Origin of the sequence: Aeribacillus sp. FSL M8-0254 (assembly GCF_038008845.1) — a bacterium.
In the GTDB taxonomy this organism is placed as follows: domain Bacteria; phylum Bacillota; class Bacilli; order Bacillales; family Aeribacillaceae; genus Aeribacillus; species Aeribacillus composti.
On the sequence record NZ_JBBOZY010000001.1, the window covers coordinates 2,661,496 to 2,684,921 of the forward strand.

Sequence of the window (23,426 nt, forward strand, 5' to 3'; positions counted from 1 at the left end):
GTCAAAATCCATTGAAAACGAAACATCATAAACATTGATATATCAACGTTTCTAAAACATTAAAGGGGCGTCTATAAGCCGGAAAATCGACTTATTAGACAGCCCCTATTCATTCATTAAACGTTTGATCAATCCCGCTGGTTCAATCGGAGCTAAACTTTTATGATATTCATCCACTTTCGATAAAAATTTTGATAGCTGCTTAGATTGCAGCGTTCGAATAATGGAGGCCGAAATATTTGTTTCCTCTTGCCAATTTCGAAAATCAAACACCATCCCGAATTTTGTTAATTTCTCCAAATTTATTTCTTCCTGTCCTGGAAGAGTGTGGTACACAAATATAGGGATTTTTTTGTATAAACATTCGCTGATTGTCACACCACCGGGCTTTGTCATGATAAAATCGACGCGATTGTACAGATCGTTCATTTGTTCTCTTGAAGAGATGTAAGGTAAAGGAGTAATTCGTGGATGGTTTTGTTTTATTAATCGATCATAAAGCTTTCTGTTTTTTCCACATAACACCATATAATGGATATCATCATCGCGGCTGATTTTTTCCGTTATCTTCTCTATTGAACCGACGCCTGAACTTCCTCCCGAAATTAATCCTCGATAAAAACGCATGCTATGTACATGTTCATCTTTCCTTTTTGTAATAGTTGGGTGAATAGGAATCCCTGTAACAAAAATCTGTTCTTTTTTTATACCTTTTTGGAGCAAATAATCTTTCATATATGAGTGACCGACAAAATGATAGTCAATTTCTCTTTTTCCCCAAAGATGATGAATAAAAAAATCTGTGTATACATTGATAACAGGGATGTTGATTTGAGAAGAGGCTTTCAGCCTGGCAAGCAAGTAGGAAGGAAGAGCATGGGTACAAACAATCATTTTCGGATTCAATTCATCAATGATCTTTTTTAAATGCCGGAGAAAAAGCGCTTCATAATGGACAAACCTTTTGCCGCTCTTTTGTTCCGCAAGCACTGACCTGTGGTACATATGGCTGTATGATTTAGGAAAACGGCCAATCCATTGCAAATAAAAAGAAGATATCAGCCTTTCTATTTTTCCAAATTTCGATGACAAAAGGTCCATTTTTTCGCAATGAATGTCAGGATCAAGCCGTAACAACCCTTCCATTAGGGCATCAGCTGTTTGATGATGGCCTGAAGGTATGGTCAAAAAAGGAAGATATAAAATTTTTTTCATATCGCTCACCATTGTTATTGATGGAGTTCTTTAAAAGTTTTTTCTTAATTTCGCATGGCTATTCGAAAAAAATTTTTTATAAATAAAAACAATTCGTATGCTAAAAATAAACTGTAAGAAAAAAAGTGAAAGGTGTTGCAAATGGGAAGGTTGAGATATTGTTTTTTTAAGTTTTGGTGCCTATTGGATCCCATTTATTACCTTTGTTCGCGGCTTGAGTATGTGAGGGACAAGGAGAATAATCGTGACATTTTCCGGGTTCGATTGACAAAATATAAAGGAAGGCAAATAATTCTTTCAGACGGTACAAAAATTAAAAAAAATGATCTTCTGTTAAAAATACATCTTCATAACGTCTATTTAATGAAGGAACTGAATCATTTTAAGAGCGAAATTCAAAAAGGAAGATACATTTACTCTAAAACAGAAAAAGGGCTGCCAAATATCGTTCAATACTTGCGGAATCATTCACAATTTCACAATGTGAAAGGGATTATTGGAATAACTATTTTAAATAAAGGCTCTGAACGGCTGGGCTTTGAAACGTTTGCCATTCAAAATCCATTTTATAAATGGTATAAGCTTTTGACATTTACCCCTATGTATTTAATCATTCAATATCGCTTCGATAGCTTGAAGCGGCCGCCGAAATATTTAATGATGTCAAAAGAAAAACTGCTCAAACTATATGGATAGAACGGTTTTCCCTTCATCAAAAAAGAGCGTATGAACAGCTCAGGCGCCGCTTATACGCTCCGTCATGTTGATCCCATTGAGGTTTCAATGAAAATATTTGGGTTAACTCCGAAATAAATCCTTTCCCTTTCAGAGCAAATAGTGCTGTCGTTTTTCCCTGTTCTCACAGCTAGATAGAGGTGTGCTCTTTTCGATAGGTTTTCCTTTATTGCCGCCGTATTTTCCCGATAATCTTCATTGAGATCAGCGATCTTTCCGATTGTTTTCCTTCATTGTTGCCCTCTGCTCAATTTTTTGCGGACATTTGCATAGCAGCTATATTCTTTCGCCGACAAGCTTGCTATCAACAACTGAACCACTATTGATGAATTGCAAGGCAGCTACATTCATTAATCGACTGCCGCAGTCCATAGGATGAATCCGCTGCAAAAACTTAAAAGCTTGCCGCACATAGAAAGCGGCAAGCTTTTTACTCGAATTATGAAAGCAAATCCTGAACCAATTTATTGACAAGCGAGCCATCTGCTTTTCCTTTTACTTTTGGCATAACGGCTCCCATTACTTTCCCCATATCGGATTTGGACGTTGCGTTCACTTCCGAAATTGTTGTTTTAATAATTTGTATTAATTCCTCTTCAGATAATTGCTCAGGCATATATTCAGTTATTACTGCAATTTCAGCTTTCACTTTTTCAACTAAATCTGAACGACCTGCATTTTCAAATTCTTGGAGGGAGTCTTTACGTTGCTTTAATTCTCGAGAAAGTACCGTTAATTCCTCTTCTTCAGTCAACTCACTTTTTCCGAGTTTAATCGCTTCATTTTGCAAGGATGCTTTTACCATGCGAATGACTGAAAGGCGATCTTTCTCTTTATTTTTCATCGCTTGCTTCATATCTTGATTTAAACGCTCAAGAAGACCCATAATTAATATACACCCTCTTTTAATATTTACGCTTTCTTGCAGCTTCAGATTTTTTCTTGCGTCTTACGCTAGGCTTCTCATAAAATTCGCGCTTTCTATATTCCTGCAAAGTACCAGTTTTTGATACTTGGCGTCTGAAGCGGCGAAGAGCATCCTCAAGCGATTCGTTTTTACGTACGATCGTTTTAGACATCCTTTTTCCCTCCCTCCGAACAAAGCCAGTTCATGTTCCTTATCAAAAAGAACATTTACTAAGTTAGTATAATATAATCGATTTATTTGGTCAATGTTCAAAACATCTTTCCTATTCCTTATGACTTTTTTTACCGGACAGGTTTACAAGACTGTTTCATATCAGCTTTTGTATGGAAGAATTTCCAAATTCATCATGTATATAAAGAAATGATTCAAGATCGTTTGAAAGCCGCCAAACAGGCTGTCTGAAAAAATATAACTTGTTCGATTGAAAAAAATTACTCGTTTATAAGGTCTTATTGTGACACCTTGTCCATAGACTGTTGATGAGGTGGTTTTCATGGGAATGCAATTGCTGTTATTATTTTTTTCTTGTTTCCTTTTATTTTTTTGCGGAATGGCAATGATGAAATACGGATTTCAGCAAATGTCCCATAGGCAGCTGGAGAAATGGCTGTACAACTGCACGAATGCCCCAATCAAATCCTTTCTAACCGGCATGATTGCAACAGCTCTTGTTCATAGCAGTTCTCTAGTGATGGTGATTACAGTTAGTTTTGTTTCCGCTGGTTTGTTAAAGTTTAAAGATGCAATTGGAATTATTTTAGGTTCCAATGTCGGGACGACCTTTACGACCGAATTTCTAGCCGTTGAAATAGATGACTATTTAGGGATGATGTTTGCAATTTCTCTTCTTCTCATGCTTTTTAAAAACAGAATTTTATTTTCATTAGGCTGTTCATGCTTCGGCATATCGTGTATTTTTTTAGCTTTGAACGGGTTTGAAAAAGCTGCTTTTCTTTTGTCTGACCTGCAGGTTATGTCTGATCTGCTTGCCAAATCGAGTGACCATTTGCTTTTTTCTGTCGGAATAAGCGCGGTCTTCACCGGAATTATTCAATCATCGACTGCATTAATCGGAATTGTCATGAGCTTTATGAACGAACAGCTGCTGCCATTAGAAACAGGATTAGCTTTTGTTCTCGGCGCAAATATCGGCACCTGCATTACAGCTTTATTGGCCTCGATCGGCTCTAAACAAGAAGCGAAATATACTGCTTTTGCCCATCTTTGGCTGAATGTGTTTGGAGTGATCCTGTTCGTTCCGCTTATTCCTTTTTTCGCAAATAATTTAACATTGTTAACAAATGAACCAGATTTCCAAATCGCTCACTTTAGCCTGATTTTTAACTTGATAACTTCTTTAATCATTCTCCCGTTTGCGAATCAATATGCAAATTTTGTATTATGGTGGACAAAAACTATTTCAGCATGGATAAAAAAATAATCCCGCAACAAACTGCGGGAAAACTTTTTTAAACTAAATGTAAAAAATCCAGCAATTCTGTGATTATAATAGATTAACGTTCACTTCCTTTTATAATCGCCACTCCAGAACTAGTACCAATTCTTGTCGCACCGGCTTCTATCATCATGATCGCAGTTTTATAATCGCGGATTCCGCCAGATGCTTTCACGCCGAATTTCGGACCTACTACTGCACGCATAAGCTTCACATCGTCAACTGTTGCACCACCGGTAGAAAATCCTGTCGATGTTTTGACAAAATCTGCTCCGGCTTTTACAGCTAGCTCACACGCTTTTCTTTTCTCATCAACATTTAATAGACATGTTTCAATAATCACCTTTATCAAAGCTTTTCCGTTTGCCGCTTCAACGACAGCACGAATATCTTCTTCAACTGCATGATAACGCTGATCCTTTAATGCGCTGATGTTTATCACCATATCTAATTCCGCTGCACCTTTTTGAACCAACTCTGTCGTTTCATATGCCTTTACTTCAGTAGTTGTTGCTCCAAGCGGAAAACCAATCACTGAGCAAACTTTCACATCTGATTTTTGCAGCAAATTAGCTGCTGTTTCCACCCATACGGGGTTAACACAGACAGATGCAAATCCGTACTCCTTCGCTTCAAAACAAAGCTTTTCAATATCTGCCTGCGTGACATCCGGCTTTAAAACAGTATGGTCAATATACTTCGCAATTTCCCTTTTCATGAGAAGGCTCCCTTCATAAAAAGTGGTACAGCTTACATCAAAGTCTGTTTTACACAAGAAAAAGCTAGATTAAGAAGACTTCTGTAAATAGTCTTCATCGACTATACGGACTACTTGTCCTTCATTATATGGATAGCCAGCCTTAGTTAATTTCACCTTCACAATTTTCCCAACCATCTCTTTCGTCGCCGGAAAAACAACTTTTAAATAATTGTCCGTATATCCTTCATATTTGCCGCTGTCTGGAGCTTCTTTATAAGGTTCTTCTGGAATAACCTCCAGTACTTGTCCCTCAAATTTTGAGGCATATTCTTTTGCTAGTTGATCGCTTAATGCGATCAGCCGGTGTACGCGTTCGTTTTTTATGTCTTCGTCAACTTGATTTTCCATTCGGGCAGCTGGTGTTCCTGTCCGCTTCGAATAAGGGAAAACATGAAGCTCAGAATAACGGTGTTCTTTAACAAAGTTGTATGTTTCCATAAATTCTTCTTCCGTTTCACCCGGGAAACCTACAATCACATCAGAAGTTACCGCAAGCCCAGGCAAAGCTTCCCGCAGCCGTTTCAGACGCTCAGCATAAAATTCCGTCGTATATTTACGGCGCATCCGCTTTAAGACGCTGTTTGATCCTGATTGAAGCGGTATATGCAAATGGCGGACAATTTTATCGGACGTTTTCAGCACTTCAATTACTTCATCAGTTATTTGGCTCGCTTCAATTGAAGAAATTCTAAGCCGCTTTAATCCTTTCACTTCAGAATCAATATCGCGAAGAAGCTGCGCAAAATTATAATCTTTTAAATCTTCCCCATATCCTCCTGTATGGATGCCGGTTAAAACAATTTCTTTGTATCCAGCATCCACCAGCTTTTGAGCCTGTTTAATCACTTCTTTTGGATCCCGGCTCCGCATAAGACCGCGTGCCCAAGGAATAATACAAAACGTGCAAAAATTATTGCAGCCTTCTTGTATTTTTAAAGACGCCCGCGTCCGGTCTGTAAAGGAAGGTACGTCCATCTCCTCGAATACCCGAGCTTTCATAATGTTTGTCACACCGTTGATCGGCTGGCGCTCCTTCTTAAACTGCTCAATATAATCGAGCATTTTTTTTCGATCTTGTGTACCGACAACGATATCAACCCCAGGAATGGCCATGACTTCTGCGGGTGCCGTTTGCGCATAACAACCTGTAACGCAAATAACACTGTCAGGGTTTTTGCGGATCGCTCTCCGTATTACTTGGCGGCTTTTTTTATCACCTGTATTCGTCACCGTACAAGTGTTAATGACATATACATCCGCAATCGCTTCAAAATCCCGACGCTCATATCCCGCTTCTTTAAATAGCTGCCAAATAGCTTCTGTTTCATAATGATTTACCTTACATCCTAATGTATGAAAAGCAACAGTCGGCATGTTTTTCACCTCGACAGTTCAAAATGATAGGATACTGCAGATAATAAATAAAGAGGAGCCGTTTCCGCCCGCAATATTCTCGGACCTAGCCCGCATAAAAGAAAGCCGTTATCGGATAACTGCTTAATCTCCTCGGCTGTAAAACCTCCTTCTGGTCCAAAAACAGCGAATAATGATCCTCCCCGCTGCAAAGAATTTAAAGCACAAAATAAATTGCTCGTTTCACCTTTTTTTGCATGCTCTTCATAAGCGACAATTTTTACATCGGCTGATGCAGCATAAGAAATGACATCCTTTAATGAAGCTGGCTTCGTCACCTCAGGAATTATGGTCCGATGTGACTGTTCCGCAGCTTCTTTCGCAATTTTATTCCACCGCTCTAATTTTTTATTTATTTTACCTTCATTTAATTTTACAATTGAACGAGCAGCATTAAAAGGGATAAACTTGGAAGCACCAAGCTCCGTCCCTTTTTGAATGACGAGCTCCAATTTATCCCCTTTAGGCAGCCCATTCGCTAATATCACTTTTACCGGAAGCTCTGAATTGTTCTCGATCCACTCTAAAATGGAACAGCATACTTTATCGGCAGATATTTGAACAATTTGGCAAAGGGCTGAATATCCATCCTTTGTTACACATATAATTTGATCATTCTGTTTCATCCGCATCACCCGGGAAATGTGGTGGACATCTTCCCCGGTGATGTCAATAATATCAGCTAATTCTTTTTTTGCATAATGAATAAAATAACGCTGCATCTTCAATCCCTCTATTTTTTTGCGATAAAGGCGACCCAATCTTCCATCGTCATCGTCTCTTCAATCGTAAAACCAGCTTCGATTAAAACTTGCTCCACTTCGTGTTTTTTGTTTTGAATAATTCCGGAAGTAATAAAATAACCGCCGTTTTCTAAACGCTCATGCGCATCACGAACAAATCGCAATATGACTTCAGCTAATATGTTTGCAACAATTACGTTTGCTTTAACATCGATATCGTCCAACAAATTGTTTTGCTTGACTTGAACAAGATGCTGCACTTTATTCAATTTAACATTTAATCGCGCGCTGTCCACTGCAACTGGATCCAAATCAAGTGCGATGACTTTATCGGCCCCCAGCAAAGCACTCGCGATGCTCAATACGCCTGACCCTGTACCAACATCAATTACAATATTTCCCTTTTGCACCTTTTTTTCAAGTGCTTGTATGCAGAGAACTGTTGTTGGATGGGTTCCAGTTCCAAACGCCATACCAGGATCCAATTCAATGATCAGTTCATCGGTGTGAGCAGGTTCATACAGCTCCCATGTGGGGACAATCGTAAATTTTTTTGAAACCTTCACAGGACGGTAATATTTCTTCCAAGCGGTAGCCCATTCTTCCTCATTGACTTCACTAATTGTAATATGGTTCCGCCCCAAATCAATATCATACAACAGCAGGTTATTTATCCGTTCTTTTATCCCTTCCACCGTCTCGCCTAAAAAGCTATTCACAGGAAGGTACGCTTTAATGATGACACCTTCATCAGGATAGTCTTCAGGATCAAGCTGATATATTTCTCCATATTGATCTTCTCTTTCTTTTATAAGATCATACGGATCTTCAATAACTACTCCACCAGCACCCGCTTCATGTAAAATATTAGAGATAGGTTCAACCGCTTCTTCCGTTGTGTGGATGCTAATCTCTGACCACTTCATTTTAGTAACCCCAATCCTTTAATCTCCTTTAAACGCCCGCTTCACTTTATCAAAAAAACTTTCTTCCTGTTCATCAGGTTGATTCCCGCTGATAGCCGCAAATTCCCGCAGCAATTCTTTTTGTTTTTCCGTAAGGTTAGTTGGTGTAACGACGCGAACAGTTACATATTGATCTCCTATGCCATGGCCGTGAACATTTTTGATCCCTTTTCCAGACAGTCTGAATTTTCGGCCTGTCTGCGTGCCTGCAGGTATTTTTAATTTCACTTTACCGTATAAAGTAGGAACTTCAATCTCATCTCCTAGCGCAGCTTGTGCGAATGTCAGCGGCATTTCACAATAGATGTCATCACCATCGCGGACGAAAAATTCGTGTTCCTGTACGTGGAAAACAATATATAAATCACCTGATGGACCGCCGTTAATTCCCGGCTCTCCTTTCCCTTGTATGCGGAGCTGCTGACCGTCATCTACACCAGCTGGAATTTTCACTTGGATTTTTCTGCGTTTCTTCACTTTTCCGCTGCCGCCACAAGTTGTACAGCGATGTCTGATAAATTTACCTGTTCCGTTACATTGATAACAAACGCGCCGATTCACAAAAACACCAAAAGCTGTTCGCTGCTCTGAGCTGATTTGACCCGAACCTCCGCAATGCGGACAAGTTTCCGGAGTAGTACCAGGTTTCGCTCCTGAACCGTGGCAAGTATCACATGTTTCTTCGCTAGGAATTTCAATTGTCGTTTCCTTTCCGAACGCAGCTTCTTCAAATGAAATCGTCATCGTATATTGAATATCTGCACCTGCTCGAGGAGCATTCGGATCTCTTCTTCTTCCTCCGCCAAAGATCGAACTGAATAAGTCATCAAATCCAAATCCCCCGAAATCCGCTTCAAATTCTTCACCGTTAAAGCCGCCGAAGCCTTGAGTAGCACCTGCATGACCGTAGCGGTCATATTGGGCTCTTTTTGTGTCGTCGCTTAACACTTCATACGCTTCTTTTACTTCTTTGAATTTTTCGGGCGCGTCTGGGTCTTTGTTAATATCCGGATGATATTTTTTGGACAGCTTGCGATAGGCTTTTTTAATCTCCTCTTTTGTTGCGTTCTTACTAACTCCAAGCACCTCATAGTAATCACGCTTCGCCATATATTCACACTCCCGATTTCTCACATAGAGTAAATTTTAACATTGACAAACGGAAGAAAGCAACTGTTAACCGCCTTTACTGAAAAAAGTCAAAGTCAAGACATGCCTGACTTTGACTTATCCATTTTCAGAATAAAACATTTTATTTGTCATCTACTTCTTTGTATTCAGCGTCAATCACATCATCGTCATTTTTATTTTTGTTTTCAGAATTATTTTGTTGATTATTTGTCTGTGCTTGTTTAGCCGCTTCCTCATAAAGTTTTACAGAAAGGTTCTGAACGATTTCTTGAAGTTCTTCTTTTTTCGCTTTTATTTGATCGAAATCATTTTTATCAATCGCTTCTTTTAATGCGTCTTTTATTTCGTTTGCTTTTTTCACTTCTGCTTCGTCAACTTTTCCTTGCAGCTCTTTTAATGTTTTTTCTGTCGTAAAGACAAGCTGGTCAGCTTCATTTCTCAATTCTGCCTGTTCTTTTCGTTTTTTGTCAGCTTCAGCGTTTTCTTCCGCTTCCTTAATCATGCGCTCAATTTCTTCTTCGGATAATCCCGTGGATGATTTAATTGTAATTTTTTGTTCTTTTCCAGTTCCTAAATCCTTAGCACTTACGTTTACAATTCCGTTTTTGTCGATATCAAACGTTACCTCGATTTGCGGCACTCCTCGCGGCGCAGGCGGGATATCTGTTAATTGGAAGCGTCCTAATGTTTTATTGTCAGCAGCCATCGGACGTTCCCCTTGCAGAACGTGAATATCGACCGCAGTTTGGTTGTCAGCAGCAGTTGAAAAGATTTGCGACTTGCTCGTTGGGATCGTAGTGTTCCGTTCAATCAGTTTTGTAAACACTCCGCCCATCGTTTCAATTCCAAGCGATAATGGAGTAACGTCTAGGAGCACAACGTCCTTCACATCACCTGTGATGACACCGCCTTGAATTGCAGCACCTAACGCAACGACTTCGTCCGGGTTAACGCCTTTATGAGGCTCTTTGCCAATTTCCTTTTTAATCGCTTCTTGAACAGCAGGAATCCGAGTGGAGCCTCCGACTAAAATTACTTTATCGATATCGTTTTTCGTTAAACCAGCGTCGCTCAATGCTTGGCGAACAGGACCCATAGTTTTTTCAACAAGATGGGCAGACAGTTCTTCAAATTTTGCCCGCGTTAATGTCACTTCCAGATGAAGCGGTCCTTGTTCACCTGCAGTAATAAACGGCAAAGAAATTTGTGTTGATGTTACGCCTGATAAGTCTTTTTTCGCCTTTTCCGCAGCATCCTTCAATCTTTGCAGAGCCATTTTGTCTTTGGAAAGATCAATGCCATTTTCTTTTTTAAATTGATCTACTAAATAGTCAATAATGACTTGGTCAAAGTCATCACCGCCGAGATGGTTGTCGCCCGCTGTTGCTCTTACTTCAAAAACACCGTCCCCAAGTTCAAGAATGGACACATCAAATGTACCGCCGCCCAAGTCATAAACTAAAATGGTTTGATCTTCATCCATTTTGTCAAGACCGTAAGCTAAAGCAGCTGCAGTCGGCTCATTGATAATCCGTTCAACTTCAAGACCGGCTATTCTTCCTGCATCTTTTGTTGCTTGGCGCTGAGCATCGTTAAAATAGGCAGGAACAGTAATGACAGCTTTTTCTACTTTTTCCCCTAAATAATCTTCTGCATACGATTTTAAATGCTGCAAAATAATAGCAGAAATTTCCTGCGGCGTATATTTTTTTCCGTCAATCTCCACTTTGTAGTCAGTTCCCATGTGGCGTTTAATAGAAATAATTGTATTTGGATTCGTGATCGCTTGGCGTTTTGCAATTTCACCTACTTGACGCTCGCCGTTTTTAAATGCAACAACCGACGGTGTCGTCCGGTTTCCTTCTGGGTTTGGAATCACTTTCGGTTCGCCGCCCTCCAGAACCGCTACACAAGAGTTCGTTGTTCCTAAGTCAATACCGATGATTTTACCCATATATCACAACCTCCTGCTAATTATCATATGTAATTACTCATTAACCTTTACCATAGATGGTCGAATAACCCGGTCTTTCAGTTTGTAGCCTTTTTGCAGCTCTTCCACAACAACATTGGATTCGAAATTTTCGTCTTTCACTTGCATTACCGCTTGATGAAGGTGCGGATCAAACGGTTTCCCAACCGCTTCGATCACTTCAACTCCTTCATTTTCAAGTGCTTGAAGGATCTGACGGTAAACCATTTCCATGCCCTGCAAAACGGATTTTGTTTTTTCATCCTCTGCCTCAATTTTCAACGCCCGTTCAAAATTATCAATTGCAGGCAAAAGATCTGATATTAAACTTTGCGCACGATATTTTTGCTGTGCTTCCATATCAAGCCTGCTGCGCCGGCGAAAATTTTCAAAATCGGCCTGAGCTCTAAGCATGCGATTTTCCATTTCCTCCAGCTTTGCCTCAAGCTCAGCGATCTTTTCATTCGCTTTCACCAATTCCTCTTCAGCATTTGAAGAAGATTGGTCTTCACCTTTTTCCTCTTGGCTGCCCTCTTGGCGCAATTCTTCTTGATCAGGCATTTCTTCTTTCTCGTTTTCGGCTTTCTCGTTATTGTATTCAACTTCTTCTTGGATTGTTTGTTCTTTTTCAGTCTGATCGTTTGCCATCATTTCACCTCCCTTAAAGTGCAAAGGAAAAGGGATGGAGAATTCCCCATCCTATCCTTGATATAGCTTTGTTAAAACTTGTGATAAATCTTTCGAGAAAAATTTTAAAAGGCTGATGACCCTTGAATAATCCATTCGTTTCGGGCCAAGCACCGCGACTGTGCCGATTTGCTTCTCGCCAATTGAATAGGTGGCAGTAATTAAGCTGCAGTTTTCCATAGCAGATATTTTATTTTCCGTGCCAATTTTCACCGTAATGCCTGACGGGTTTGTCTTTAGCAACTCATACAGTTCATCTTCTTGTTCTATGAAATCTAAAAATGTTTGAATTTGAGAGACATCGCGGAACTCCGGCTGGCTCAAAATATTCGTTTTTCCTCCGAAATATATTTTTTCGTGACCTACATTCAGCGTGCCAGTAATCAATTTTAATAAAATATCATAATTTCTAATATGCTTCCGTAAAATGTTTGCAATTTCCTTGTATATTTTATCCTTTAATTCGCTTAGAGGCACGCCAGCAAGCTTTTCATTTAAAATATTTACGATTTTTTCCAGTTCACTCATGTCTATTTTTTCTGGAAAAGTAATCATTTTATTCTCAACATGGCCTGTGTTCGTTACAAATATGGCAACCGCCTTATCTTCGTTAATTGGAACGATTTGCAAACGTTTGAGTCGGTTCTCCGAAACTTTCGGACCTAAAACAATCGCTGTATAGCTTGTAAGCTCAGATAAAATTTGAGCTGATTTTTGAACAAGCGTTTCTAATTCATATATTTTCTCGGCGAAAATGGATTTTATCGCCATAATTTCTTTTTTCGTTAATTTTTTTGGTGACAATAAATGGTCGACATAGTATCTATACCCTTTTTCGGACGGTACTCTGCCTGATGACGTATGGGTCTTTTCAATCAATCCTAATTCTTCCAAGTCCGCCATTTCATTTCGGATTGTAGCCGAGCTGAACGTAATCGATTCCTTTTTCGATAAAGAACGGGAGCCAACCGGCTGAGCATATTGAATAAAATCATCAATTATAATTTGCAAAATTAATAATTGACGATCTGTCAGCAAGGAACATCACCTCTGTTAGCACTCATATTACTCGAGTGCTAATTCTATGATAAAGTTATCAAATGAAAGAAGAATTGTCAATTAACTAACTGCGAGAAATGCTTGAAATACTTCATTGCCTAAAAGCATTCCTTTTCTTGTTAAAAAAAGATGTGATGCACTTTCAGATAAAAGACCTTTTCTTAATTGTTCTTCAATTTGCGGGCCAAATACTTCCCCAACATCTAATCCGTATTTATCTCGGAACCGTTTTTTGGAAACCCCTCTAATCGTCCGCAATCCGAGAAACATTTCTTCCTCCATCATTTCTTCTTTTGTCAGCATATTCTCCGAAACAAAGGCCGTTCCATTATTTTTATAAATCATTTCAATATATTTCTTCAGCGGTCGAGCGTTTTCCCGCCTGATCCCGTCCAAATAGCTGTGTGCTCCAGCTCCAAATCCATAGTAATGGTTATTATACCAATACGTTAAATTATGTTTGCTTTCAAAGCCTTTGCGTGCGAAATTGCTTAATTCATACTGATGGTATCCGTGTCGTTCCATTTCATTCATAACGGTCTCATACATAAACGCCTCTTCCTCTTGAGAAGGAAGCAAAAGCTTTCCTTTTCGCATTAAATTATAAAACACCGTTTTCGGTTCTACGATTAGCGAATAAGCAGACATATGCTGGACCTCTAATGAAAATGCAACGGAAAGAGTTTCTTTCCATTCTTCTATCATTTGGCCGGGAAGACCGTACATAAGATCTATGCTAATATTTTCAAAGCCTAGCGATCTTGCCCGTTCAACTGCTTGAAATACTGTTTCTTTATTATGAGTCCTTCCAATTTTTTTCAGTAATGAATCTTGAAAGGCTTGCACTCCGATGGATAGGCGATTGACTCCGGCGTTTTTCAATACAGACAGCTTTTCCATCGTTAATTGATCTGGATTGCATTCAACTGTAAATTCAACTACGGATTGCATCGGCAAAGTTTGATGTATGCTCTCCATTAAATGATCGAGCTGTTTGGCTGACAGGGAAGTAGGCGTACCTCCGCCGATAAATATCGTTTTTAATTCTTCATTTAATACTTGATCCTCCATTGCCTTTATCATTTCCAAACGCAGTGCTTGCAAATAGTCATCAACAGGCTGGTTTTGTAAAAAAAATTTATTGAAATCACAGTAGTGGCATATTTGTTCGCAAAACGGGATATGAATATACGCGGCTTCAGCCATTTTTCATTCTCCTGCCTTTCCAAAGCGCTAATGCCGCAGCAATGGCTGCGGCACTCGTCAACATCATTTTTGGTTTTCATCCATTTTCAGCACAGCCATGAAGGCTTCTTGCGGCACTTCGACAGAGCCGACTTGTTTCATTCGTTTTTTTCCTTCTTTTTGTTTTTCAAGAAGCTTCCGTTTACGCGACACATCTCCACCGTAACATTTTGACAACACATTTTTACGTAAAGCTTTAATCGTTGAACGTGCGATGACCTTGTTTCCAATTGCAGCCTGAACAGGAACTTCAAATTGCTGCCTTGGAATAAGCTCTTTTAATTTTTCAACGATAGCTTTGCCGCGTTCATAGGCGCTGTCACGATGAACAATGAAGGATAAAGCATCGATTTTCTCCCCGTTTAAAAGAATATCCATTTTCACAAGTTTTGAAGGTTTGTAGCCAATGAGTTCGTAGTCAAACGATGCATACCCTTTTGTGCTTGATTTCAACTGATCAAAAAAATCATAAACGATTTCCGAAAGGGGGATTTCATAAACAATATTGACTCTCGTTTCATCCAAATATTGCATATCTATGAATTGGCCGCGTTTTCCTTGGCAAAGCTCCATCACCGCACCAACATAGTCGTTTGGAGCCATAATCCCGGCTTTCACATAAGGCTCTTCTATTCGGTCAATTTTTTGCGGATCCGGCATGTTCGAAGGGTTATCAACTTGAACCATGCTGCCGTCTGTTAAATAAACATGATAAATAACGCTAGGTGCCGTCGTAATTAAATCAATATGAAATTCCCTTTCAATTCTCTCTTGGATGATTTCCATATGCAGCAGACCTAAAAAGCCGCAGCGAAATCCAAAGCCCAGTGCTTGCGATGTTTCAGGTTCAAATTGCAATGCGGAGTCATTCAGCTGTAATTTTTCAAGAGCATCACGTAAATCGTTGTATTTTGCCGTATCTATTGGATACATCCCGCAAAAGACCATCGGATTTAATTTTCGGTACCCCGGCAGTGGCTCGGCAGCCGGATTGACAGTGCTAGTGATCGTATCACCAACTCGTGTGTCACTGACATTTTTAATGGAAGCCGTTAAATAACCGACGTCGCCAACCGTGAGCTCCTGTACAGGATGCGCTTTTGGCTTGAATACACCGACTTCCGTTACTTCAAATTCTTTCCCCGTCGCCATCATTTTTATACGGTCTCCGACTTTTACCGTACCATCAAAAACGCGTATATAAGCAACAACTCCACGGTATGCATCATACAGAGAATCAAATATAAGCGCTTTGAGAGGTGCGTCTGGGTCACCTTGCGGGGCTGGGACTTTTTGAACAATTTGTTCTAAAATTTCTTCGATGCCGATTCCTGCTTTTGCTGATGCCAACACAGCCTCAGAAGCATCAAGCCCAATCACGTCTTCAATTTCTTGTCGCACTCGTTCAGGCTCAGCGCTCGGCAAGTCAATCTTATTAATAACAGGCAAAATTTCTAAGTCGTTGTCAATCGCTAAATAGACGTTCGCCAGCGTTTGCGCTTCGATCCCTTGCGCCGCATCCACAACTAAAATGGCGCCTTCACAGGCAGCCAAGCTTCTCGAAACCTCATACGTAAAATCAACATGTCCAGGGGTATCAATTAAATGAAAAATATATTCATTCCCGTCTTTCGCTTTATATGATAACTGAACCGCATTCAGTTTAATTGTTATACCTCTTTCGCGTTCAAGATCCATCGAATCGAGCAGCTGCTCTTTCATTTCCCTTTGGGTAACAGCAGCTGTTTTTTCCAGAATCCGGTCAGCTAGTGTTGATTTCCCGTGATCTATATGAGCAATGATGGAAAAATTGCGAATTCTCTTCTGGCGTTCTAATTTTTCTTCCCTTTTCATATTTTTGTCACCACTCCTACTAGCCAACTACACTAGCTTTGATTATATCAGTAGAAAATTGGAGATTCAATGAAAATTTATTCTGTGATTGAATACGCAAAACAGGGATCAGAATGACTGTCTGAACCCTGTTTTGAAATAGACTAGACCTGCGGATTGCTTCAAGTCTTTCTTTTAAATTTGTTTAGGTGTATGCTTCAATCAGCTCCAATATTCCTTCAATGATCGCTGACGTTCCTTTTTGCACTAGATTCGCAAGCGATTTTCCAATTTGAGAGAAGAAATTGAATGCCTCTATTTTTTCAAGCTGCTCCTGCTTTTTTTGTAAATCGTGGCTTGTCACTTGATTTCCCAAAATCGTGGCTTCCAGTTTTCCGTCGTCCTTTTGCTTTAGTTGAACGGCTTCGACTGTCTCTTCCGTCTCATAGCCTCTCATTTGTTGAATGCCATGGCTCGCTTGCTGTATGCCAATTATTACTCCTAAAAACATAATGAAGGTTAGAAGCAGACTTTTGGCCATAAACTTCGCCATCAAACATTCCTCCCTTTCAAGCCGTCACTCGTTCTGAACGCTCCCGCTCACCTTTTCTGCCTGCCAATAATATTCGCTAAATATGTTTGCAACAGCTTCGACAGTTCTGCTGAGTTCTTCCATGTTATTATCAACTCCCCCGAATTCAATCAGCAGCGAATTCTCTGATAAGTCTTGATTGTAAACGCCGTTAACTCCTTCGCCTTTTTTGGAAAACACACCACGGCTTAAGCCCGGATATTTCTTTTCAAACAATTTGTGCAAATTTTGTGCAATTTTTTTATTTTTATCAGCATTTGGATTATTCCCGCCAATCACAAATGCAATTTTGGCATAACTCTTTCCATTAATCGTAATGGTTGTTTTATCCCTTTTTTGTGAATCACGGTGGATGTCGAAAATGTATTGAAGATCTCGATTCGATGCCAATGCTTCTTGAACAACAGGTCTTGATACATCATATGATTTGTAATATTTCCATTTTTTCTCATTTAATACAGTTTGAAAATTCGTTTTGTCCACAACCGCTCCTATTCCTCTTTCTTCAAGCTCCTGTCCAAATTTTTCTCCGACTAATGTGACATTCGCCTTTGAATGAAAAGGAGATTTTGCCCCATTTAATAAAGGATAATAAGATTCGGTCGTGTGAGTATGATAAATAAATACGACTTTTTTTCCATTTGTTGTTAAGTTAGGAGACTGTTTGGGCTTTTCCTCGCCTTCCACATCTTCAAGCTTGTCAATCGAAGCTTCCCTTTCCTCTAAAAGCACTTCTGTCGGGGGAGCGGATTCAATCGGCATGTTCGTATAATTCGTCCCTTCTCCAGCCACAATGATGTCGCCATCGAACAAAGTAAACCCTGGAAGCTCCCGTCCGAGCAAGCTGCGCGGATCATCAGGATTTATGCTTGTCGTTAATTGAAAAAGGACGGAAGAAACTGAAAAATCCGGTTTACTTTCTTCTAATCCTTGAGAAAAATAACGGTTTTCAAAGTTTAATAAATGAAGAAACATTCTGCCGTTTATATTTCCCGTGATTTCATGAATAGAACTAGAGGCGGGACGATATTCAATCTTAATCGACGTCAAAAGCCCTGTAATGAAAAACATAAAAATGATTAAAAAAAATCCCGCTAAGATGATTTTTTTTAAGCTTGTCCTATCAACTGTTACGACCATTCTGCGATGCTTCATGAAAATCCTCCTCCAAGGCTTGTCTACAAAATATGTATGACAGCACTGGGAGGAATAGAACTTTTACTTTGTTTTTAATGTGTGTAAGCCCCGGTATTTTCTTCATTCACCGCGGAATGGAGCGCCATGTTTAAACCGCTCGCAAGCACATTCGCCATATCTTCAATAAACATATCTACTTCTTTTGGTGTTACCATTAAATTATGTCCAAGTGGACTCAGCACTTCATGAATCAGCATTCTCTTTTCATTTTCTTCCAGTGTACCGATTATCCCTAAAAACTGCTTTCTCTCTTTTTCCTCAGGCAAATCTTCATCCGTCAGCTTCTTTTTTTCAGCAAAGCTAAACCAAGACGGAGCCAACGCATTTTTTGGGCGATTTCCTTCCCGCATTTCTCTGCCGAGATGCTTTAATATAAAATCAATCGTATCACTAGTTATCGTTACAGCATCAACTACTGTCGGAATTCCGATTGATATAACCGGAACGCCTATCGTGTCCACACTCAATTCTTTTCTTTTGTTTCCTACGCCGGATCCAGGATGGATGCCGGAATCGGCAATTTGTATTGTGCTGTTTACACGCTCTATTGATCTTGCAGCTAATGCATCAACGGCAATAATGAAGTCAGGTTTTGATTGTTTTACAACTCCCGTTATAATATCAGATGTTTCAATTCCCGTTAGCCCCATCACTCCTGGTGCAAGGGCGCTGACAGGTCGATAGCCTTCTTTGACGTTTTCTGGTTCAAGCTGAAACAAATGTCTTGTGACCAATAAATTTTCACATGTTAAAGGGCCTAAAGCATCTGGAGTGACATTCCAATTGCCAAGACCGACCACTAAGCAGCTTGCATCTTTAGAAATTTGCAGCTGTTCCAAAAAAGAACTGAAATGCTTTGCAAACATTTTGATTACTTTTTCCTGCAGTTCGGTATCTTTATTGCGGATTCCCTGCACCTCTAGCGTTAAATATTTGCCTTTCTTTTTGCCGATTGTCTCAGCACCTTTATCCGTAATGTCCATATGGACAATTTTCATACCGTCTTCCTCTTCTTCTTGAACGATGACCCCCTCCATTTCTTTCTTTTTTTCAAGAGCCAAATCTCTCGCTTCAAGCGCCAAATCCGTTCTGATTGAATATTTGCTTAAATCAAGCGCGTTGTTCATCATTGTCACCCCAAGTTCATTTTTATCTATTTTTTCCAAAGTCATTTCATTTCATCCCATTTCTTAGCTTCAAAGGGGGATTTCATTTACATTAGTATTGCAAAAGAAAAAACCGTTTGATAGAATAACTTTTGTTCTATATCCAAAAAAGAATGCGGCAGCTTTGATTTTATATAGTCAGTAGGAGGTGAAACAATGGCTAACATTAAATCCGCTATTAAACGAATGAAAACAAATGAAACACGCCGTGCCCGCAATACATCAATGAAATCGGCTATGCGTACAGCAATTAAAAAGTTTGAAGCGTACGTTGTAAATAAAGATGTTGAACAAGCAAAAGAAGCGTTTAAAGTAGCTGCGAAAAAAATTGATAAAGCTGCTTCCAAAGGAATCATTCATAAAAATGCAGCCGCTCGTTTCAAATCACGCTTAGCTAAAAAATTAAACAGCTTATCTGCATAAAAATAAAAGCAATCATCAAGCTTTTATCCCGCTTGTTGATTGCTTTTTTTCTTGCTGAAACAGCTTCAGCAGCAAAAACTCTAACGCTAATTGTCTATCTTTTTTTCCTGTTTTTATTTCAAAATCTGTCTCCGCAAGAGCTTTTATGATGTTCTGCAATTCACTGGCAGAAAACTGCTTCTCCTGTTTTAAAGCCAGCTTAATGCGAAACGGATGAACCTTTAAGGATGACGCCATCCGATCCTGTCCGTAACCGGATTTCGAAAGCTGCTTCACTTGATATAATAGACGGAATTGTTGTGTAAGGAGGCTTAAAATTTTAATCGGTTCTTCGTTTATTTTTAACAAATCATAAAAAATTTTAAAGGCTTCTTCTGTTTTCTTTTTGACGACGGCATCAATTAAATCAAAAACATTTTGTTCAAGCGAGCGTGCAACGAGCTGCTTGACTATTTCTGCAGTCAACTTATTTCCGCTTCCAACATATGCACATAATTTTTCCATCTCTTTATCTATGATCATTAAGTTGCCAGATGTTTTTTCCATAAGCTCATCGATCGCTTCTTTTTCCATCGCCACATTTTCTGCTTCCGCTTTTTCCTTTATCCATTTGACAGTTTCCTCTTCTGAAAAGGAATTCATTTCAACTACTGTTGCCGCTTTCTTTATTTGTTTTGTCAGCTTTTTTCTTTCATCAATTTTTTCATGTGGAAGCAAAAAGACAAAAACAGTAAACGGGGCAGGATTTTCTACATATTGTTCAAGTTTTTTAAGATTATGCTCCACTTTTTCTTTTTTCTTTTCGCTCGTCAAAAAATAAGGATTTTTCACAACAACCATCCTGCGTTCACCTAAAAACGGCATCGTTTCCCCATCTTCAACAGCCGTTTCTATATTTGTTTCTTCCATATCATAGACGGAATAATTAAATTCCCGTTCGTCTTCACTAATTGCCTCGGTTAACAATTTGCGAATTGTTTCATTTAATAAAAATGATTCTTTTCCAAAAAATAAATAAAGAGACTGAAATTGTTTCTTTTTAAATGAATTCCATAAATCGACAATCATCTTAAGATTCCCCTAAAAAATGAAGTGTGCTTCATTCATCATATATGGAAAAAAATTTTTTCGCAACACTTCAACATAATGGAGAATTGGCAGCGAAGCCAATCCTCCGATTTATATGAACGTTTTTTGTAAGCCCCGGGACACTTACAAAAAAACGATTACCCATTCATATATTCTCCCTTTCGAAAAAGAATATAGTTGTTAATCGTTAACATGAATCATTTTTAAGAATGTAGATTTTTTTGCTGAAATCGCTTATACTACTTATGATGATGAGGAGGGGTATAGATGAACGAATTTGAACAAAATGTAAGCAAACGTAATGATGCTGTTGATTCTGCCGTCGGTTTTATTGTTTCTTTTGGCTTTTTTGCCACATTGTTTATCATTGCAACAGCGATTAAATTGATCGGCTCGTAAAGAGAGAGGCTGCAAACAGCAGTCTCTTTCTTTTTGCTCCTTGTACAATCCGGACCCAGCCGTCCAATCATCACTCCATTTTCAAGCTGTCAAAACTGCCCTATTTTGTTAATGTATCGTATGGCGGGTAGAATAAAAAGGTTCCTTTAGAATTTCGATATTTGTATTGGACAGCACCCATTTGATCTGTACGAAAAATGAAAACGTTTTGTTTTTTTAAGCGATCTAATACTTCTTGATGAGGATGTCCGAAACGATTGTTTCTTCCCGCTGAAATGATCCCGATCTTCGGATCAACTGTTCGTAAAAATATATCGCTAGTCGAAGTTCTGCTTCCATGATGTCCGATCTTGACCACATCCGCAGTCATTTTCGGATATTGTTTAATCATGTGCCGCTCTCCGCTTTCTTCAAGATCACCGGTAAACAGCCAGCGCAACCCGCCTATTTTTGCCATGAGGACGAGAGAATCATTATTTTTAGAATCCGATTTTGTGAAAGGAGAGAGAACGTGGAAAGCTGTTCTGCCTGTGATCCGATCTCCTGCTTCTAATTCAAATATTTCAATTCCTCGATTTTTCGCTTCTTTTACTATTTGCTTTTCCAGCTCTTCTCTGGAAAAATATTTTGGAATAACCAATTTATTTATTTGAAAATGTTTAATTAAGGTTAATGACTCGCCGATATGGTCATAGTCTCCATGTGTTAAAAACAAAATGTCAATTTTCTCTATCCCTTTCGACTGAAAATAAGGAATCAGAACGTCCAACGCGATGGAAAGCGGTTTTTTTCGCATCTGCCAGCTCTCTTTTTCAAATACAGCCATTCCTCCTGTATCAATTAAATAACTGCTGCCTAAGCCGGGTTCTTTAATAAAAATGCTGTCTCCTTGTCCGACATCAAGAACTGTTACTTCTCCAGGCATTGTCATTTTCCCTGCAATCACCAGCAATGCAGTGAGCAAACCGCTGCATAATATCGGTTTTCCCCATTTTGCCATCGGCTTATGTTCCATTTGAAAGAAAAGGCTGATAAAAATGATATATTGCAACAGAAATAAAAAAACAGACGGTTTGCCAGTTGTTATCGTGAAAAAAGGCAAATTACTGAAAAATAATGCTGTTTTGGACGACAAAGTAAAAGAAGTGTGAAGAAGGGAAACAAATATTGAACCGATGGAAGAAGAAATTACGGTTAAAATGAGGGTGATCATGGTAAGCGGCAGCAAAAAGAACGTGTATAGCGGCACAAACATAATATTCATGATAAAGCTCAATAGAGAAAATTGATAAAAATAGTAGCATATAATCGGCAGTGAAGCAGTTTGGGCAACAAATGAAACTGCTGCCAACAATTGCAATGAATTCCTGCATTTTTGAAAGATTTGTCTTGATAAAATCAGCGAAAATGTGACTGCGTAAGAAAGCTGAAATCCAAGATGAAAAACTTCATACGGGTCAAGAAATGTCATGAGAAGAAAGCTGAATGAGATTGAATCAGAAAGGGGCATATTTTGTTTAAAAAGTGTTCCTCCCATGATCAGCGCTGCCATAAGAGAGGCGCGGACGACAGGCGGAGCTCCTCCTGTTAACAATGCATAAAAGGGGAGGAAGCAAATCAAAATCATAATGGTTTGTTCTTTTGAAATGCCCAGCCGCAAAAGGAAGAAGTAAAGTGAGGCGATTAATATGCTTACGTGAAGACCTGAAATCGAAAGAATATGAACAATCCCTAGCTTTCGATAAGCGGCAAGATCTTCTTCTGGAATATTGTTCTGATAGCCTACCGTCAAAGCAAGGACGAAGCCGGCTGTTTTTTCTGGAAATTTATGTTGAATCCATTCAATCATTTTTTGCCGGTAATTTTCCAAATGATCTTTCCATGACGGCTTATATGTACAATGCCCGATTTTGTCGAGCTTATACAGCCAGTGGATTTGCTGAAAATACAAATAGCGCTTATAATTAAACGCATTTTCATTTGTGTTATTTTTCGGTTTTTCAAGCTTTCCTGAAAAATTGCATATATCACCTGGCCGTATATTATTTGTACTTTTCATCTCTTGTTTTGTTTTCAATGTATAACGGGCCGTCAGCTTTTCTCCCTGATTCGTCTCGACCGCAAATGTCATCAGATCCCCGTCGATTTCAGGAGAGGAGATTACCTTTCCTTTTGCTGATAACATACCTTCGTGATAATTTGTTTTATTTTGTTGATCATACCAATGAAAATATGGAAGCATAAACAAAAACGAGCAAGCAACGATGAAAGCTAATTTCCTTTTATGTTGAAGCCATAAGAAAAAAAGAAGTGCAGCAAAAATGAAAAAAGGAAGAAGGGAAGGAAAAGAGGTAGCGGAAACAATCGCCAACAATGCGGAAATCGCGACATATGCCCACTGGCCTCTCAAAAAAATAA

The 23,426-nt window shown here is 39.1% G+C and carries 22 protein-coding genes; 4 read left to right on the top strand and 18 right to left on the bottom strand.

Annotated features, from left to right (window positions below):
• Positions 1-105 precede the first annotated feature (105 nt).
• Positions 106-1,215, bottom strand: coding sequence for an MGDG synthase family glycosyltransferase (locus NSQ44_RS12935; RefSeq protein WP_340857226.1), 1,110 nt, complete (start codon positions 1,213-1,215; stop codon positions 106-108).
• A 141-nt stretch (positions 1,216-1,356) separates the two neighbouring features.
• Between NSQ44_RS12935 and NSQ44_RS12940 the strand changes: the two genes are divergently transcribed.
• Complete coding sequence (locus NSQ44_RS12940; protein ID WP_340857227.1) at positions 1,357-1,911, top strand: YkoP family protein; 555 nt, start codon at positions 1,357-1,359, stop codon at positions 1,909-1,911.
• Between the two features lie 478 nt (positions 1,912-2,389).
• Here NSQ44_RS12940 and NSQ44_RS12945 read toward each other — a convergent pair whose 3' ends face one another.
• Together NSQ44_RS12945 and rpsU are read right to left on the bottom strand one after the other, a co-directional pair.
• The gene (locus NSQ44_RS12945; RefSeq protein ID WP_063388172.1) at positions 2,390-2,836 is read right to left on the bottom strand and encodes a GatB/YqeY domain-containing protein; all 447 of its coding nucleotides are present in this window, start codon (positions 2,834-2,836) and stop codon (positions 2,390-2,392) included.
• 19 nt (positions 2,837-2,855) lie between these two features.
• Positions 2,856-3,029, bottom strand: coding sequence for a 30S ribosomal protein S21 (rpsU, locus tag NSQ44_RS12950; protein ID WP_063388032.1), 174 nt, complete (start codon positions 3,027-3,029; stop codon positions 2,856-2,858).
• A gap of 342 nt (positions 3,030-3,371) precedes the next feature.
• Here rpsU and NSQ44_RS12955 point away from each other — a divergent pair, with 342 nt between their 5' ends.
• Positions 3,372-4,319 carry a Na/Pi symporter gene (locus NSQ44_RS12955; RefSeq protein ID WP_340857228.1) on the top strand — a complete coding sequence of 316 codons (948 nt, stop codon included), beginning with the start codon at positions 3,372-3,374 and terminating at the stop codon, positions 4,317-4,319.
• A 73-nt stretch (positions 4,320-4,392) separates the two neighbouring features.
• On the opposite strand, the gene deoC is transcribed toward NSQ44_RS12955, so the two are convergent.
• The 13 genes from deoC to gpr form a co-directional block, all read right to left on the bottom strand.
• A complete protein-coding gene (deoC, locus tag NSQ44_RS12960; RefSeq protein WP_144596757.1) occupies positions 4,393-5,052 on the bottom strand; it encodes a deoxyribose-phosphate aldolase in 660 nt (219 codons plus the stop codon).
• A 69-nt stretch (positions 5,053-5,121) separates the two neighbouring features.
• Positions 5,122-6,468, bottom strand: coding sequence for a tRNA (N(6)-L-threonylcarbamoyladenosine(37)-C(2))-methylthiotransferase MtaB (gene mtaB / locus NSQ44_RS12965; RefSeq protein WP_066250569.1), 1,347 nt, complete (start codon positions 6,466-6,468; stop codon positions 5,122-5,124).
• Positions 6,469-6,473: 5 nt separating this feature from the next.
• Entirely contained in the window at positions 6,474-7,229 is a 756-nt protein-coding gene (locus NSQ44_RS12970; protein WP_340857229.1) for a 16S rRNA (uracil(1498)-N(3))-methyltransferase, read from the bottom strand.
• Positions 7,230-7,240: 11 nt separating this feature from the next.
• Positions 7,241-8,176 (bottom strand): 50S ribosomal protein L11 methyltransferase, encoded by a 936-nt coding sequence (gene prmA, locus NSQ44_RS12975; RefSeq protein WP_340857230.1) that lies wholly within the window; start codon positions 8,174-8,176, stop codon positions 7,241-7,243.
• An 18-nt stretch (positions 8,177-8,194) separates the two neighbouring features.
• On the bottom strand, positions 8,195-9,325 hold the full coding sequence (dnaJ, locus tag NSQ44_RS12980; RefSeq protein WP_340857231.1) for a molecular chaperone DnaJ: 1,131 nt from the start codon (positions 9,323-9,325) through the stop codon (positions 8,195-8,197).
• Between the two features lie 142 nt (positions 9,326-9,467).
• The gene (gene dnaK, locus NSQ44_RS12985; RefSeq protein ID WP_063388025.1) at positions 9,468-11,300 is read right to left on the bottom strand and encodes a molecular chaperone DnaK; all 1,833 of its coding nucleotides are present in this window, start codon (positions 11,298-11,300) and stop codon (positions 9,468-9,470) included.
• A 33-nt stretch (positions 11,301-11,333) separates the two neighbouring features.
• Positions 11,334-11,966: a nucleotide exchange factor GrpE gene (gene grpE / locus NSQ44_RS12990; protein WP_232515773.1), complete on the bottom strand. Its 633-nt coding sequence runs from the start codon at positions 11,964-11,966 to the stop codon at positions 11,334-11,336.
• A gap of 51 nt (positions 11,967-12,017) precedes the next feature.
• Positions 12,018-13,043 (bottom strand): heat-inducible transcriptional repressor HrcA, encoded by a 1,026-nt coding sequence (gene hrcA, locus NSQ44_RS12995; protein WP_340857232.1) that lies wholly within the window; start codon positions 13,041-13,043, stop codon positions 12,018-12,020.
• A gap of 81 nt (positions 13,044-13,124) precedes the next feature.
• Complete coding sequence (gene hemW, locus NSQ44_RS13000; protein WP_340857233.1) at positions 13,125-14,270, bottom strand: radical SAM family heme chaperone HemW; 1,146 nt, start codon at positions 14,268-14,270, stop codon at positions 13,125-13,127.
• A gap of 63 nt (positions 14,271-14,333) precedes the next feature.
• A complete protein-coding gene (lepA, locus tag NSQ44_RS13005; protein ID WP_340857234.1) occupies positions 14,334-16,163 on the bottom strand; it encodes a translation elongation factor 4 in 1,830 nt (609 codons plus the stop codon).
• Positions 16,164-16,347: 184 nt separating this feature from the next.
• Entirely contained in the window at positions 16,348-16,695 is a 348-nt protein-coding gene (locus NSQ44_RS13010) for a DUF3679 domain-containing protein (protein WP_063388020.1), read from the bottom strand.
• 24 nt (positions 16,696-16,719) lie between these two features.
• On the bottom strand, positions 16,720-17,889 hold the full coding sequence (gene spoIIP / locus NSQ44_RS13015; protein ID WP_340857235.1) for a stage II sporulation protein P: 1,170 nt from the start codon (positions 17,887-17,889) through the stop codon (positions 16,720-16,722).
• A gap of 74 nt (positions 17,890-17,963) precedes the next feature.
• Positions 17,964-19,058, bottom strand: a complete 1,095-nt coding sequence (gpr, locus tag NSQ44_RS13020; protein ID WP_063388171.1) for a GPR endopeptidase — start codon at positions 19,056-19,058, stop codon at positions 17,964-17,966.
• Between the two features lie 195 nt (positions 19,059-19,253).
• Here gpr and rpsT point away from each other — a divergent pair, with 195 nt between their 5' ends.
• A complete protein-coding gene (gene rpsT / locus NSQ44_RS13025; protein ID WP_063388018.1) occupies positions 19,254-19,520 on the top strand; it encodes a 30S ribosomal protein S20 in 267 nt (88 codons plus the stop codon).
• A 15-nt stretch (positions 19,521-19,535) separates the two neighbouring features.
• On the opposite strand, the gene holA is transcribed toward rpsT, so the two are convergent.
• Positions 19,536-20,588, bottom strand: a complete 1,053-nt coding sequence (gene holA / locus NSQ44_RS13030; RefSeq protein ID WP_340857236.1) for a DNA polymerase III subunit delta — start codon at positions 20,586-20,588, stop codon at positions 19,536-19,538.
• A gap of 288 nt (positions 20,589-20,876) precedes the next feature.
• Here holA and NSQ44_RS13035 point away from each other — a divergent pair, with 288 nt between their 5' ends.
• On the top strand, positions 20,877-21,008 hold the full coding sequence (locus tag NSQ44_RS13035) for a YqzM family protein (RefSeq protein ID WP_065095531.1): 132 nt from the start codon (positions 20,877-20,879) through the stop codon (positions 21,006-21,008).
• A gap of 100 nt (positions 21,009-21,108) precedes the next feature.
• Here NSQ44_RS13035 and NSQ44_RS13040 read toward each other — a convergent pair whose 3' ends face one another.
• Positions 21,109-23,418 carry a DNA internalization-related competence protein ComEC/Rec2 gene (locus NSQ44_RS13040; RefSeq protein ID WP_340857237.1) on the bottom strand — a complete coding sequence of 770 codons (2,310 nt, stop codon included), beginning with the start codon at positions 23,416-23,418 and terminating at the stop codon, positions 21,109-21,111.
• Positions 23,419-23,426 lie beyond the last annotated feature (8 nt).

Bases quoted from the DNA above. Each gene is read 5' to 3' on its own strand.
- NSQ44_RS12935 (WP_340857226.1), bottom strand. From the start codon at position 1,215: ATGAAAAAAATTTTATATCTTCCTTTTTTGACCATACCTTCAGGCCAT.
- NSQ44_RS12940 (WP_340857227.1), top strand. From the start codon at position 1,357: ATGGGAAGGTTGAGATATTGTTTTTTTAAGTTTTGGTGCCTATTGGAT.
- NSQ44_RS12945 (WP_063388172.1), bottom strand. From the start codon at position 2,836: ATGGGTCTTCTTGAGCGTTTAAATCAAGATATGAAGCAAGCGATGAAA.
- rpsU (WP_063388032.1), bottom strand. From the start codon at position 3,029: ATGTCTAAAACGATCGTACGTAAAAACGAATCGCTTGAGGATGCTCTT.
- NSQ44_RS12955 (WP_340857228.1), top strand. From the start codon at position 3,372: ATGGGAATGCAATTGCTGTTATTATTTTTTTCTTGTTTCCTTTTATTT.
- deoC (WP_144596757.1), bottom strand. From the start codon at position 5,052: ATGAAAAGGGAAATTGCGAAGTATATTGACCATACTGTTTTAAAGCCG.
- mtaB (WP_066250569.1), bottom strand. From the start codon at position 6,468: ATGCCGACTGTTGCTTTTCATACATTAGGATGTAAGGTAAATCATTAT.
- NSQ44_RS12970 (WP_340857229.1), bottom strand. From the start codon at position 7,229: ATGCAGCGTTATTTTATTCATTATGCAAAAAAAGAATTAGCTGATATT.
- prmA (WP_340857230.1), bottom strand. From the start codon at position 8,176: ATGAAGTGGTCAGAGATTAGCATCCACACAACGGAAGAAGCGGTTGAA.
- dnaJ (WP_340857231.1), bottom strand. From the start codon at position 9,325: ATGGCGAAGCGTGATTACTATGAGGTGCTTGGAGTTAGTAAGAACGCA.
- dnaK (WP_063388025.1), bottom strand. From the start codon at position 11,300: ATGGGTAAAATCATCGGTATTGACTTAGGAACAACGAACTCTTGTGTA.
- grpE (WP_232515773.1), bottom strand. From the start codon at position 11,966: ATGGCAAACGATCAGACTGAAAAAGAACAAACAATCCAAGAAGAAGTT.
- hemW (WP_340857233.1), bottom strand. From the start codon at position 14,270: ATGGCTGAAGCCGCGTATATTCATATCCCGTTTTGCGAACAAATATGC.
- lepA (WP_340857234.1), bottom strand. From the start codon at position 16,163: ATGAAAAGGGAAGAAAAATTAGAACGCCAGAAGAGAATTCGCAATTTT.
- NSQ44_RS13010 (WP_063388020.1), bottom strand. From the start codon at position 16,695: ATGGCGAAGTTTATGGCCAAAAGTCTGCTTCTAACCTTCATTATGTTT.
- spoIIP (WP_340857235.1), bottom strand. From the start codon at position 17,889: ATGAAGCATCGCAGAATGGTCGTAACAGTTGATAGGACAAGCTTAAAA.
- gpr (WP_063388171.1), bottom strand. From the start codon at position 19,058: ATGAACAACGCGCTTGATTTAAGCAAATATTCAATCAGAACGGATTTG.
- rpsT (WP_063388018.1), top strand. From the start codon at position 19,254: ATGGCTAACATTAAATCCGCTATTAAACGAATGAAAACAAATGAAACA.
- holA (WP_340857236.1), bottom strand. From the start codon at position 20,588: ATGATTGTCGATTTATGGAATTCATTTAAAAAGAAACAATTTCAGTCT.
- NSQ44_RS13035 (WP_065095531.1), top strand. From the start codon at position 20,877: ATGAACGAATTTGAACAAAATGTAAGCAAACGTAATGATGCTGTTGAT.